The 13628-nt window shown below is 73.4% G+C and carries 9 protein-coding genes; 2 read left to right on the top strand and 7 right to left on the bottom strand.

What is annotated here, in order from left to right:
* Positions 1-30: 30 nt before the first annotated feature.
* From U5640_RS08470 to U5640_RS08490, 5 genes are all read right to left on the bottom strand, one after another.
* On the bottom strand, positions 31-2001 hold the full coding sequence (locus U5640_RS08470) for a PIG-L family deacetylase (RefSeq protein WP_340375173.1): 1971 nt from the start codon (positions 1999-2001) through the stop codon (positions 31-33).
* A gap of 94 nt (positions 2002-2095) precedes the next feature.
* The gene (locus U5640_RS08475) at positions 2096-4966 is read right to left on the bottom strand and encodes a stealth conserved region 3 domain-containing protein (protein ID WP_340375174.1); all 2871 of its coding nucleotides are present in this window, start codon (positions 4964-4966) and stop codon (positions 2096-2098) included.
* An 8-nt stretch (positions 4967-4974) separates the two neighbouring features.
* Positions 4975-5928, bottom strand: a complete 954-nt coding sequence (locus U5640_RS08480; protein ID WP_340375175.1) for a hypothetical protein — start codon at positions 5926-5928, stop codon at positions 4975-4977.
* Positions 5925-7757 (bottom strand): stealth family protein, encoded by a 1833-nt coding sequence (locus tag U5640_RS08485; RefSeq protein ID WP_340375176.1) that lies wholly within the window; start codon positions 7755-7757, stop codon positions 5925-5927. The genes U5640_RS08480 and U5640_RS08485 overlap by 4 nt, the downstream gene beginning before the upstream one ends.
* A 191-nt stretch (positions 7758-7948) precedes the next feature.
* Positions 7949-8989, bottom strand: coding sequence for a hypothetical protein (locus tag U5640_RS08490; protein ID WP_340375177.1), 1041 nt, complete (start codon positions 8987-8989; stop codon positions 7949-7951).
* A gap of 349 nt (positions 8990-9338) precedes the next feature.
* Between U5640_RS08490 and U5640_RS08495 the strand changes: the two genes are divergently transcribed.
* A complete protein-coding gene (locus tag U5640_RS08495) occupies positions 9339-10424 on the top strand; it encodes an LCP family protein (protein ID WP_340375178.1) in 1086 nt (361 codons plus the stop codon).
* A gap of 33 nt (positions 10425-10457) precedes the next feature.
* Here the strand turns inward: U5640_RS08495 and U5640_RS08500 are convergent, their stop codons facing one another.
* On the bottom strand, positions 10458-11474 hold the full coding sequence (locus U5640_RS08500) for a hypothetical protein (protein ID WP_340375179.1): 1017 nt from the start codon (positions 11472-11474) through the stop codon (positions 10458-10460).
* A gap of 98 nt (positions 11475-11572) precedes the next feature.
* Between U5640_RS08500 and U5640_RS08505 the strand changes: the two genes are divergently transcribed.
* Entirely contained in the window at positions 11573-11959 is a 387-nt protein-coding gene (locus U5640_RS08505; protein WP_340385008.1) for an NTP pyrophosphohydrolase, read from the top strand.
* 14 nt (positions 11960-11973) lie between these two features.
* Here U5640_RS08505 and U5640_RS08510 read toward each other — a convergent pair whose 3' ends face one another.
* Entirely contained in the window at positions 11974-13485 is a 1512-nt protein-coding gene (locus U5640_RS08510) for an amino acid permease (protein WP_340375180.1), read from the bottom strand.
* Positions 13486-13628 lie beyond the last annotated feature (143 nt).

A 13628-nucleotide genomic window follows, 5' to 3' on the forward strand; every position in this document is an offset into this window, starting at 1 on the left:
GGGGGCCCTCTCCCGTGGGTGCTCCCGGGGTCAGCCCGTGACCGCCCACGGCCCGAACTCCGGCGCTCCCGGCGCGAGCTGACGGGCCACCGCGAGGCGGCCGTCGGCGCCGAGGACCGCGATCACGGCGCGGCCGAGGGCGTCGAAGGCGGCGGCGGGGGCGCCCGCGATCGTCCCGCCCAGCTCCGTCGTGGGCAGTTCCCGCCAGGTCCCGTCGCCCGGCAGGAAGCGGTGGGCCACCCCGCCGAGGTCGCCGCGGGTGACGACCAGCGTGCCGGCCGCGGGCGACGGGGAGGCGGCCAGCGCGACGGCGCCGAAGCCGCCGCGGCCCCCGATCGAGGCCGCGGGCCGGGCCCAGCGGCCGCCGGGCGCGTCCTCCTGGGCCATGAGCAGCCGTCCGGTGCCGGGCTGCCGGTAGACCGTCATGACCTGCCCGGTCGGCTGCACCACGGCCGCGGCGGGCCCGGCGGGCACGGTGAGCCGGAACCGGGGCGCCCGGCTCAGCGGTGCGTCGAGGGAGCCCTGCGCCCAGTGGAAGACGCCCTCCCTGCTGGCCGCGAACACCTCCACGTGTCCGGTGGGAGCGGTGAGCGCGGCGATGCCCTCCTGGAGCTCGTGTCCGCGCAGGTCGGTCCACTCGCCCCAGGAGCCGTCGGTCTCCTGGATGCGAGTGTGCAGTCCCTGGCCCGCGTTGCGCACGAACAGGTGCAGCCGGCCCCGGCCGTCGCGGGTGACGGCGGGGGTGCCCAGGTGGCGGTCGCGCCGCGGGTCGCCGGCGGAGGGGTTGCCGAGGGTGACCCAGCCCGTGAACACACCGTCGGGCTCGGCCTGTTCGAGCAGGACGATCTCCCGGGTGTGGGCGCCGTCGGCGGCGAGGTGCGAGAGCCGCTCGGCGAACACCTGCCAGCGTCCGTCCGGGGTGAGGCTGACGGCGAGCCCCGGGGCGAGGGGGCCGCCGCCGAGGAGGAAGGGGCCGCGCCACTCGTCGGTGCCCGGCCGGGCCTCCAGCCACACCGCCGCCTGCTGGTTGACGACGGCGAACGCGGCGAGCCGGCCCCGCCGGTCGGCGAGCAGCCAGTTCGCGCCGGACGGATGGCGCGGCGCGGTGCTCTGCACCCAGCCGGTGGAGCGGGCGTTCAGGGCCACGGCGTAGTCGCCGCTGCCGGCCGGGTCCCCGCTGTCGTAGCCGTCGGCGGCGCCGTAGACGTTGAGGAAGTACTCCTTGAGGGAGACCGCCTGGGGGCTCAGGTTGTGCGGCCAGCGTTCGTTGGCGTAGCCGCGGTAGGACTCGACGGCGAAGGCGCGGTTCTCGCCGGGGCCCTGGTAGTGGTCCAGCGCCAGCCAGGTGAACAGCGCGGCCGCGGTGTGGTCGCAGTGGTCGGACAGGTCGCCGAAGTCGTGCCGCTGGGGGTGCTGGTCGTCGTGGACCAGCCGGTTGGGGTCCGGGTCCATGGTGCGCACCAGGGTGGGCCGGACCAGGTCCATGAGCTGGACCAGCGTGTCGACCAGGCCCTGGCGGGTGTAGGCGTGCGGCTCGTGCACCAGGCCGCCGGTCACGACGAGGGTGGCGACCCGCTCGGCCTCCTCGTGCCACAGCGCGTGCAGGCTGCGCGGCGGGCCCTCCGGGGTGCCGTGCTGGCGGATGTTGAGGAAGACCAGCGTCACCCAGGGCGCGTCGGCGAGCGCGTAGGCCTCGGCGACGGCGCCGCCCGCCGTGGAGAGGGTGGCCGGCTTCCAGGCCGCGGTGCGGTCGCCGAGCAGCATCGCGCCGTAGGCGGCCTTGATGCCGTTCTGCCGTGCCTTGCCGTAGGCCGCCCGGTCCTCGACGGCCGGTTCCTGCTGCCAGGGACGGGGGTTGAGTCCGCCGGCGTCGCCTGCGGTCAGGTAGACGGTGGTGGTGCGGACACCGGCCTTGAGGCCCTGGAAGACGGCCGGGTTCATGAAGTACAGGTCGTCGTCGGGGTGGGCCACGACCTGCAGGACGGACGCGGGGCTGGTCATGCTTCGCTCCTCCCGAGCGCAGAAGGGGACGGGGACGGGGACTTGGCTGGGGATGGGGATACGGCCGGGGACGCGGGTGCGAGGGCGGGTGTGGTCACAGGGGCCATTCCGGCAGGTAGCCGGCGTGGGCACGCTGGTTGCGCACCGACCCGGTCTCGTACTGGCTGGGGACGGGGAAGTAGCTGGGCAGGAAGGCGGCGAGGATGGCGTCCTGCTCGTCCTCGGGGACGTCCCCGTCGTGGTAGTCGTTGAGGCAGAACACGTCGTACGGGCGCACGCCGAGGATCCGGTTCAGCCGGGCGGCGTGCTCGGCGAGGCCCACGTTGACGAATCCGCAGGAGATACCGCCGGGCACGCTGCGCAGGGTGTGGTAGCCGACGTAGTGGTGCAGCGAGGAGGCGACGGAGACATCGCCGTGGCTGCGCAGCTGGCTGGCGGCGGTGCCCGACACGGCCTGCCCGTAGCGCTGTTCGATGTCGGCGAGGACACTGCGCCGCAGCGGGTGCGGGGCGTGCAGGAAGGAGTGCACGGGCGTCTGTCCGAAGTCCGCACGGATCAGGGCCCGGTTGTTCTTCGCGGCGCTGACGGCGAACTCGTCCTCGGGGCCGGGCGGGGCCATGGGCACGGACGTCGGCGACATGAAGTGCCGGGCCTGGCCGTTGCCGAGGAAGAACAGGTCGGGGCGCACGGTCCGGCCGAGGAACACGTCGTCGTTGAAGTACAGGAAGTGCTCGGCCAGGCCCTCGATGTGGTGCAACTGGCTCTCGATGGCGTGGGAGTTGTACGTCGGCAGAGCGCCTCGGTCGCCGAAGATCTCGCTGTGGTCGACCACGCGGACGCGGGGGTGCGAGGTGTCCAGCCAGTGCGGGACCTGCCGGTTGGTGACGAGGTAGATGGTCCGGATCCAGGGCGCGTACATGTCGATCGAGCGCAGGGAGTAGCGCAGTTCGTCCCGGTCGCGGAAGCGGGCGGCGCTGGTCGCCGCGTCCTCGGTGTCCAGGCCCAGCCCGGCCAGCACGGCGTTCTTGCGCTCCAGCCAGCTCACGTCCGAGCCGTCGACCCAGGTGTAGACGGCGTCGACGGGGAAGTCGACGTCTCCGTGCAGCCGTTGGGTGAAGGCCTCGATGGTGGGATAGGGGCGGCCGGCCAGGGTGAGGGTGGAGCGGCGCATGGCCGCGCCGGGGACCCGGTCGCCGATCAGGGTGCGGGCGGGTGCCTGGAGGTGGGCGGGGTCCTCGGGGTCGTTCTCCCAGAAGGAGATCGTGGTGCCGTAGACGGCGCCCAGGCGCAGCAGACGCGAGGGGGCGACGACGTTCTGGTAGACGCGGACACCGGAGGAGGGGGTGTCGGCATAGGGGGCGACGAGGCCGGCGAGGACCGTCGCGACCGTCTTCTGGCTCTCGTTGAGGACGGCCGCGTACACGGCGTCGTCGCGGTACCGCTCGGCGAGGGCCTTGAAGACCGCCGCGCGGTACACGGCGTGCACGGCGACGGAGTGCCGCACCAGATGGTCGCGTACGACGAGATAGGGGATGCCGGCCCCTTCGAGCACGTTGGCGACCAGGGCCAGGTTCTGCTGGACGACGTCCCAGGGCGACTCCCAGTCGAGGAGCCGGCAGATCTGGCCGCCGTCGGAGACGAACCCGCGCCGCTGGAGCAGGCGTTGTTCCAGGGCGCGCTGGCCGGAGCTGCGGACGGTGCTGGCGGGGGCGGGGCTGGCGGCGGGCACGATGCCCTCGGAGCCGCCGAAGTAGGCGTGCAGGGCCTCGCGTTCGGCCTTGGCGACGGCCCGCCGTCCGGTGTCGCGCTCGGCGGCCAGCTCGTGGAAGAGCCGCTCCCAGGTGGCGGTGACCACGGTGGGCGAGAAGCGGTTGACCGATGCCAGGGCCGCGGCGCCCATCCGTGTGCGCAGTTCGGCGTCCTGGATGAGCAGGAGCAGCGCCGAGGCGAGGGCGTCGGTGTCGCCGGGCGGCACGAGGATGCCGGTCTCGCCGTCGATGACGACCTCGCGCGGGCCGTTGGGCGCGTCGTAGGAGACCACCGGGACGCCGGCGGCCTGGGCCTCGGCGAGGACCAGGCCGAAGGCCTCGTTGCGGGAGGTGAGGACGGCGATGCCGGCCTTGGCCCACTCCTCGGCCAGGTGCCGGGAGTTGCCGTTGAGCTGGACGCAGTCGTGCAGCCCGAGCATGTCGATCTGCCGGCGCAGGGCGCCGCTGAGCGGTCCGTCGCCGAAGATCCGCAGCTGCCAGTCCGGGTGGTACCGGGCGACGGTGGCCCAGGCGGTGACGGCGTGGTCGATCTGCTTCTCGGCGACGAGCCGGCCGGCGATGACCACGGTGCGGGTCTGGAGGGTGGAGCGGGGCCGGAAGCCGCCGGGCAGGGCGTTGGGCACGATCTCCAGCCGGGGCGCGGCGTCCCCGAGGGTCTCGGCGAACCAGTCCCGGGTGCGTTCGCTGAGCACGGCGAGACAGTCCAGGCGGGCGGCGTACCGGCGCAGCGGCTCACCGCTCGCGCCACGCAGTTCGGAGACCCGGTGCTCCTGGTGGACGGTGATCACATGGGCCGGGGCCAGATGGACGGCGAGGGCCATCAGGGCGGGGGTGGTGGTGACCAGGACGTCGGTGTCGGTGTCCTGGAGGGCGAGGGCGAGTTCGACGTCGGAGAGCCGGTTGAAGGCGGGTTCCCAGTCACGGTCGACGATCCGGCTGGGCTGGGCGGCGAGGCCCGTCCAGACGGTGTCGTCGACGGCGGTGGGGCGCAGCGGGCGGGGGGCGGGTGCGGTGAGGTCGACGAGGTAGTCGACGCGGACCCGTTCGTGCGGGGTGAAGAACTGCTCGCGCTTGCTCTTGAAGACGCTGAGCACCCGCACGTCGTGCCGGGCGGCCAGTTCGGCGGCCTGGTTGTACACCGCCCGTTCGGTACCGCCGACGGCGTCGGCCGTGGTCAGCAGGAACGTGATCTTCATATCTGTGGTCAGCCTGCCTCGGGCATGCGCGTGCAGGTGATGCGGAGGTTTCCTGCGGGGGTGTAGCGCGGTTGGACGATGAGGGGAGGGTGGCCCTGGGGAGTGACGGCCAGGGCGCGCATCGCGAAGACGCGCAGGGGGTTGCGGACGTCGTGCAGCCGGCGGCCGAGGCGTCGGGCCTGCCCGGTGCGGTCGGTCAGGACGACGTCCCAGTGCTCGGGGCGGGTGCCGCGCGGCGGCATCCGGTCGAGCGGGACCTCGACGCGGTAGGCGTCGGCGCCGAGCGGGGTGACGGCCTGTTCGATCCGGCGCCCGGAGGCGACGAACTCGGCCCAGGGGTCCTCGGCGCGGGTGCCGAGGACCCGGAAGTCGACGGTGACCCCGGCGTGGCCGAGGTGCACCTTGGCCACCTCCACGGCGGGCCGCGCGGCGGTGCTGACCAGGCGGGCGCTGCCGCGCACGGAGCGGCCGAGCCGGTGGCGCTCCCCCGTCACCGGCGAGGCAGCCATCGGCCTGGTGGGGCCCTCGTACGGCGTCGGCGGCCGCAGGAGCAGCAGCGAGAGGGTGCGGCGCCTGCGTCCGGAGTGGACGCGCAGCCGCAGTCGCCAGCGGCCGGTGCCGACGGGAACGCCGCCGACCTCGGCGCCCAGCAGGATCGCGGCGTCGACCAGCGCCTCGCCGTCGGGGCCGGTGTGGACGCGGGCCTCGGCGAGGTGGCGGCGGCCGCGCCGGCGCAGCACGATCTCGGCGCGGTCGGGGCGGTGGGCGGACGGCGGCAGCGCGGCGTGCAGGTTCACGGTCTGGCCGTCGAGGATGGCGGCGTAGCGCAATCGGGCGGTGCGCCGCGCGCGCAGCGGGACGAACAGGCCGAGCATGACGCGTTCGCGCAGGGCGACGGCGCGGGCGCGCAGCCGGGCCGCCCCGCCGTGGTCCGGTGCGGGGGTGGGGGTCGTGGGGGTCATCGGCCGAGGCGCCCCGGTCCGCTCGTGCGCTCGTCGGCGCGGAGGTGGGGCGGGGAGGGGGGCGGGTCCTCGGGCAGTCGGATGCCGGAGTCCTTCTCGAAGGGGCTGAGCACGGGGAAGTAGGCCTCCAGGAAGTTCTTCACCATCCGGCTCTGGGCGTCGGGGTCGGCCGCCGTGACCGTGTCGTTCATGCAGAAGGTGTCGAAGTTGCGGCGGGCGAGCAGGTTGTCCAGTCGCCGCTGGGCGAGGGCGTCGGCGAGGTCGACGTACACGTAGCGGATGTCGCCGACCGTGGCGCGGGCCGAGTGGAAGGCGTAGTAGTGGTGCAGCGAGGAGGCGATCGGCACGTCGCTGGGCGAGCGGAAGCGGGAGTGCTGGGTCACCCGGTGGGCCTTGGCGTAGATCTGCTCAATTTCGGTGAGGACGCTGCGGCGCAGGGCGTGCGGGGTGTGTTTCATCTTCTGTGAGATGACGGTGCCGAACTGCTGGGCGATCAGTCCGCGGCTGTTGCGGCCGGCCGCGTTGACGGGAAGGTCCTCGGCTCCGGCCCGGCCGGACGGGATCAGCGCCTTGGACTGGAAGAACTTGGTGAGTCCGTTGGCGTGGAAGAACTGGCCGGGCTGCACCGGGCGGCCGAAGAACACGTCGTCGTTGAGGTAGAGGAAGTGCTCCGAGAGGTCCGGGATGTGGTGCAACTGGCTCTCGATGGCGTGGGAGTTGAAGGTGGGCAGGGCGTTGGGGTCGGAGAAGATCTCCCGGTGGTCCACCACCCGGATGCCGGGGAAGTCGGTGTTCAGCCAGGACGGCACCTGGCCGGCGGTGACGAGGAAGATGTGGCGCACCCAGGGGGCGTACTGGTGGATCGAGCGCAGGGAGTACCGCAGTTCGTCGCGGCTGGTGTAGCGGGCGTCGTTGGCCGCCTGCTCGTGCAGGGCGCCGCCGGGGGCGGTGGCCTGCCGGCCGCGCAGCGCGTCACGGTTCGCGCGCCAGACCGGGTCGGAGTCGTCGACCCAGGTGTAGACGACGTCGATGGGGAAGAGGTGGTCCTCCGGCAGGGCGGCGACGAACTCCGGCAGGGTGCGGGCGTGTCCGGTGGAGTAGACGGCCGGCACGGCGCTGAAACGTTTCTGCTCGGCCCAGCAGCGGCCCGCGTCCAGCGGCACCTCGGTCATCACCCGGTTGGGGCGCGGCGCGACCAGCTGTCCGTCCCGCTCCGCCCAGAACTCGATGTCACAGCCGGACTCCCGGCCGAAGACCAGATGGCCGCTGGGGTCGCAGACGTTCCACGCCACACGCACCACGCCCTCGCCGCGCAGGGCCCGCCAGGTGGCGACGGCACCGCCCGGGCGCATCGGTCCGCCGGAGACGGGACCGGCGTATCCGGCACCCTCCTCGCCGACGACCCGCAGCAGCGCCTCCAGTTCGGCCCGCCGCCGGGCGGGCACGGCGACGGCCGGAGTGAGCGAGGCATGACCGCGCACACAGAAGTAGTCGATGCCCGCCTCCTCCAGCGCGGAGACGAGGATGTGCAGGTTGCGGGCCCGGGCGGCCCACGCGGTGGCCCCGGGGACCTCCACGGCCCGCACGTGCTTCCCGGCCACCCGGACGACCCGGATCCCGGCGCCGGCACGCCGGCCGCCCCGGCCCTGTCCGCCGAGCGCCCGGACGGCCACGGCGGAGCGGACGGCGTCGGCGGAGGCCAGGGAACGCTTCACCGAGGAACGCAGCGGGTGGGGGACCCGGCGCACGATCCGGCGCCGCGCCCCCAGCGGCACCAGGGACCGATAGGTCGACACGAGCGCGCTCGCCTCGGGATTGTTGAGGCTCACCTGTACTTCCGCACTTTCCACGTCCGAGGCCGGACCTTCATGGGACCGACGCTCCCCGTTCACCTGATGAACAGCAAAGGATGACCGAAGATTTACTGATCAATCATGATGTTTCCATCTGTCTCACGGGCTGTCCAGCAGTGATCGACGTCCGGCAGCAACCGGTTTCCCCTGCTCGCCCCGCTCCCGTCTCACACGGGGACCGGCTCCCCGAGGACCAGCCCCGGCCCCGGCACCTGGCGGGCCAGGCGCAGTGTTCCGCCGGGTTCGAAGGCCGCGACCACGACCCGGCCGCGGCCGTCGTGGGCCAGGGCCGGATCACCCGCGCAGGCCAGACCGGTGTCGGTCCACCACAGCCCCGAGGACTCGGCCTCCGTCGCGCAGACCCCGACCAGGACGGTGCCGGACGCGCCGCGGTGGGCGATCAGCGTGCAGTCGTGGCCGTCGAGCACGGTGCGCAGCACGGCGTTGGCCCCGTCCGCGGGGGTGCCGCCCAGCGGGACGGACCAGCCGCCGCGCCGGTGGCAGATCAGTCCGCCGCCGGCCGCGTCGGTCCAGAAGTACGTGAGCCGACCGGGCGCGGTCTCCAGCGCGGCGACGGAGCCCGGCGCCGGTCCGGGCCGTACGTCGTGCGAACGCTGCGGCTCGGCGGCGGGCTCGGGCTGGAACCAGTGCAGGGCGGCGCCGCCGGCCGGGGCGAACACCTCGACCCGGCCGTCCGAGGTCGCCGCCGCGGTGAGCCCGTCCCGCACGTCCGTGCCGCGCAGATCGGCCCAGGGCTCCCAGCGGCCGCCCCTGCCCTCCCGGCGCATCATCAGCCCGCCGCCCGCGTTGGGCGCGAACACATGCACCGTTCCGTCCGAGGCCACCGCACCCGCCGGGGCGCCGAACCGCCGGGCGCGGTCCGGCTGGGGGTGCGGATTGCCCAGGGAGCGCCACTCCGTGACGGGGCGTCCGCTCTGGTACTGGATCGCGTGGACGACGTCCACCTCCACGGCCCCCTCGCTGCGCGGCCGTTCCCGCCGGCCCAGGAAGTGGACGTAGGCGTCCGCCCCCTGGACTATCGCGAGATGCGTGAGGTGGGGGACCTCCACGAGATCCGGTCCCCGCCAGTCCGGGCCGCCGGGCCGGGTCTCGGTCCAGCGCAGCAGTCCGCCGCGGGCGGGCGCGTACGCGGTGAGCCGGCCGTCCTTGCCGAGGGTGAGCCAGGCGCCCGAGGCGGTGCCGGTCACGGGCGGAGGCGGTACGGCGGCGGCAGCGGCAAGGGGCGCCGGAACGGCGGAACCGCGCCGGGTCGCGGCACGCGCGGACCGACCCCGCACCGGCATCACGGCCTCCTGACGACATGGCCGACCCGTGACGTCGGGTGGCTGGAATTCACCCATCATATGCATGGTCCCTACACTGCTTCGCGCCACGGGCCCGACGGCCCGGCCCGGAGACCGCCCTCACCCACCCCCTCCACCAGGGCATTCCCGTGATGTGGATCACTGTCGTACAACGGCCGACGGGGGTCACCGGTCTTCCGAACGCCCGGGTGCACCCCTGCCCGGATCCGAGAAAGACGAGGACACCGACCGTATGACCACCCCAGCCGTCGAGAGCCCGAGCACGTCGCCCCGCTCCCCCGGTGGCGACGCACCCCGCCGCCGACGCCGGACCGGCCGGTGGGTCCTGCTCGCGCTGACCCTCCTCCTGGTGGTCGGCGCCGGCACCGCGTACTGGCTCTACCGCGACCTCGACGGCAACATCAAGGGCGTCGACATCGACCGCGCCATCGGTGACGACCGGCCGGAGAAGCTGCCGACCTCCGGCCAGAACATCCTGATCCTCGGGTCGGACTCGCGCGCCGGGGCGAACGCCGCGCTGCACACCGGCAAGGTCGCGGGCGCCCGCTCCGACACCGCGCTGGTGATACACATCCCCGAGGGCCGCACCGAGGCCGTCGCCATCAGCATCCCGCGCGACACCCTGGTGACCCGGCCCGAGTGCACCCGGCCCGACGGCTCGACGGTGGCGTCCGCGCGGCGCGTGATGTTCAACTCCGTCTACTCCCAGGTCGGTCCGGCCTGCGTGGTCAAGACGGTGGAACGGATGTCCGGGATCCGCATGGACCACTACGTCGAGGTCGACTTCGCCGGCTTCAAGGGGCTGGTGGACGCGATCGGCGGGGTGACGGTCACCGTCGACCGGGACATCCACGACACCTCCAGCGGCCTCGACCTGACCGCGGGCACCCACCGCCTGGACGGCACCCGGGCCCTGCAGTTCGTCCGCACCCGGCACGGCATCGGCGACGGCAGCGACCTGGGCCGCATCGGGCTCCAGCAGCAGTTCATGCTCGCCCTGCTGAGCGAGATCAAGAAGCAGGACCTGCTCGGCAGCCCCGCCAAGGCCTTCCGGATCGCCGACCAGCTCACCGCGGCCCTCACCACCGACTCCGGTCTCGCCTCACTCACCAAGCTGTCCGAATTCGGCCGCAGCCTCAACGGCGTCGACCCGTCCACCATGGAGACGATCATGCTCCCGGTGGCGTACGACAAGGTCGACCCGAACCGGGTCGTGGCAGCCGAGCCCCAGGCCTCCACCCTGTGGAAGGCGGTGCGCTCCGACTCCGAGATCCCCGAGTCGGCGAAGAAGTCCCCCGCCACCGGCGGGAGTTCCTGACCACCGGCGCCAGGCCCGTCCCGAGGTGACGGGTCAGACCTCCTGCCACGCCGTCAGCGCGAGCACCGGCTCGTCCTTGCGGCGGCTGAGCAGCAGCCGGCCGGTCGACGGGGACAGGGTGGCGGCGACCACGCGGTCCTCGTGGTCCACGGCCAGCGCCACCTCGGCGTCCGGAGCCAGCCGGGGACCGGACTCCGCCCACCAGGCGCCCGCCGACTCCTGTTCGGTGGGATAGGCGGCGAACGCGACCCGGCCGCTCGCCGAGCGCTGGGCGAGCAGCGTGCAGTCGTGGCCGTCGAGTGCGCAGCGGACCGCGGCGACCGGACCGGCTCCCGCCGCGGCGAGCAGCGGGGCCGGTTTGCCGCCGGGACGCCAGGCCCACACCTCGCCGGAGTCGTCCGTGTAGAAGAGGGTGGTGTGCCCGGCCGAGGTGGCCAGGGCCCTCAGGGTGCCGGGGCGGACCGGTGCCTCCAGGGCCTCCTGCAGCACGGGCGGTGCGCCGGCCTCCTCCTGCCGCCAGTGCAGGACCCCGCCGGACACGGCCGCGTACACCTCGATCCGCCCCGACTCCCCGGTCACCGCGACGGGCGCCCCCTCGACTCCCTTGCCCCCGAGGTCCCGCCACGGCTCCCAGCCGCCCTTCTCCTTCTGGGCGAGCAGGCCGAGCCCGGTGGCCGCGCTCCGGACGACGACGTGGGCGCGTCCCTCGGCGTCCACCGCGACGGCCGGCGGCCCGGTGCGCGGGCCCCGCCGGTCCGGATGGCCGACCGGCGCCCAGTCCAGCGGGGCGAGCAGCGGCCGGTAGTGGACGGAGTGCACCAGGCCCGCCTCGGCCTTCACGGTCGGCCGCCAGGACACCAGATGCGCGTAGCCGTCGGCCCCCCGGCCGACGGCGAGCACCGGGTGCACCCGCTGGTCGCCACCGACCCGGCGCGGGCCGTCCCAGGACCCGCCAGGCGCGCGTTCCGCGCGGCACAGGACGGCGTCGTCGGACGTCAGATAGACACTGAGCCGCCCGTCGCGGCCGCGTAGGAGCCAGTCGCCGTTCACCCGTTCACCTTATGTCGGCGGCCTCCCGGTCACGCCCGGCGGGCCGGGGGCCCGGCCGGCCGTGGGACGCTGGTGCCATGGACGCCCTGGACGACCCCGTGGACGAGAGCCCCGCCCTCCTCGTGCTCGTCGACGGCGCGAACGTGGTCGGATCGGTGCCCGACGGCTGGTGGCGGGACCGGCGGGGCGCCGCGGAGCGGCTGCGGGACCGGCTGGCCGCGGACGGGCTGCCGGGTCACGCCGGGCCGGTGGAGATCGTGCTCGTGGTGGAGGGCGCGGCACGCGGGGTGGAGCCGGTGGCCGGGGTACGGGTGGAGTCGGCGGCCGGCAGCGGGGACGACCACGTCGTCGGCCTGGTCGCCCGGGCCGGGGGCCGCCCCTGTCTGGTCGTCACCGCCGACCGCGCGCTGCGCCGCCGGGTGAGCGAACTCGGCGCCGAGGTGACGGGCCCTCGTGCGGTACGGGGGCCGGCGGACGCCTCCTGAGGCCTGAGGCAGGCTCAGACCCCTCCCCCGCCCAGCTCGTCGGCGGTCGTCTCCTGGTGGCGTCCGAGGCGGCTGTGCGAGCGGCCGTAGAGGAAGTAGACGAAGAAGCCGACGACCATCCAGATGCCGAACCGCAGCCAGGTCTCGGCGGGCAGGTTGAGCATCAGCCACAGCGAGGCGCACACCGACAGGATCGGCACGACCGGCACCCAGGGGGTGCGGAAGGCGCGCGGCAGGTCGGGGCGGGTGCGGCGCAGGATGATCACGCCGATCGCGACGACGACGAACGCGAAGAGCGTGCCGATGTTCACCAGTTCGGCCAGCTCGCTGAGGCTGGTGAAGCCGGCCAGGATCGCGATGAGCACACCGAGCAGGATGGTCGGCCGGTGCGGGGTCTTGAAGCGCGGGTGGACGTGGGAGAAGAAGCGCGGCAGCAGTCCGTCACGGCTCATCGCGAAGAACACCCGGGTCTGGCCGAGGAGCAGGATCATGCAGACGGTCGTCAGGCCGACGGCGGCGCCGAAGCTGATGAAGCCCGCGAACCAGGGGTGCCCGGTGTGCTTGAAGGCGTCCGCGAGCGGGGCGCTCACGGACAGCTTGGTGTAGTGCTCCATCCCGGTGACGACGATCGACACGGCGACGTACAGGACGGTGCAGATGATCAGGGAGCCGAGGATGCCGCGGGGCATGTCGCGCTGCGGGTTCCTGGTCTCCTCGGCGGCCGTCGCGACGACGTCGAAGCCGATGAACGCGAAGAACACCACGGAGGCGGCGGTGAAGATGCCCATCACGCCGAAGTTGGACGGCGCCCAGCCGAACATCAGCTGGATGAGCGGCGCCTGGAGGCTGTTGCCCGCCTCCACCGTCTGGGCCTTCGGGACGAACGGGTCGTAGTTCTCGCCGTGGATGAAGAAGGCGCCCGCGATGATCACGGTCAGCACGACGGTCACCTTGATGGCGACGACGACCGAGGTCAGCCGCGCGGAGAGTTTGGTGCCGATCACGAGGATCGCCGTGAGCACCAGGACGAGGGCGGCGGCGAGGATGTCGAAGCCGAAGCCGCTCGCCCCCTCGCGCCCGCTGAGCGCGGCCGGCAGGTGCCAGCCGGCGTTGTCGAGCAGCGAGGCGATGTACCCGGACCAGCCGACGGCCACCACCGCCGTACCGAGCGCGAACTCCAGGACCAGGTCCCAGCCGATGATCCAGGCGGGCAGTTCACCGATGGAGGCGTACGAGAAGGTGTACGCCGAGCCGGCCACCGGCACGGTGGAGGCGAACTCGGCGTAGCAGAGCGCGGCGAGCGCGCAGGCCACCCCGGCCGCGACGAAGGCCAGGGCGACGGCGGGTCCGGCGTTGTTCTTGGCGACCGTGCCGGTCAGGACGAAGATGCCGGTGCCGATGATGACGCCGACGCCGAAGACGGTCAGATCCAGCGCGGACAAGGATTTCTTGAGCGCGTGCTCTGGTTCCTCGGTGTCGAGGATGGACTGCTCGACCTTCTTCGTCCGGAAGAGGGTGCTGCTCATGGGTACCTCCCACGCTGTGTCGTCCTCGACATGATCGAGAGGGGGCACAGACCGTATGCCCCGGCACGGGCGGGTTAACGCGAATGGGCCGGTTTCACCACTCTTCACAGTGGTGGAACCGGCCCATCCGGGCGGGTCGGGTT

The organism is Streptomyces sp. SS7 (assembly GCF_037993025.1).
Taxonomy (GTDB): domain Bacteria; phylum Actinomycetota; class Actinomycetes; order Streptomycetales; family Streptomycetaceae; genus Streptomyces.

What these genes read in the sequence shown, in the direction of transcription:
- U5640_RS08470 (WP_340375173.1), bottom strand. Translation starts at nt 2,001, where the DNA reads ATGACCAGCCCCGCGTCCGTCCTGCAGGTCGTGGCCCACCCCGACGAC.
- U5640_RS08475 (WP_340375174.1), bottom strand. Translation starts at nt 4,966, where the DNA reads ATGAAGATCACGTTCCTGCTGACCACGGCCGACGCCGTCGGCGGTACC.
- U5640_RS08480 (WP_340375175.1), bottom strand. Translation starts at nt 5,928, where the DNA reads ATGACCCCCACGACCCCCACCCCCGCACCGGACCACGGCGGGGCGGCC.
- U5640_RS08495 (WP_340375178.1), top strand. Translation starts at nt 9,339, where the DNA reads ATGACCACCCCAGCCGTCGAGAGCCCGAGCACGTCGCCCCGCTCCCCC.
- U5640_RS08510 (WP_340375180.1), bottom strand. Translation starts at nt 13,485, where the DNA reads ATGAGCAGCACCCTCTTCCGGACGAAGAAGGTCGAGCAGTCCATCCTC.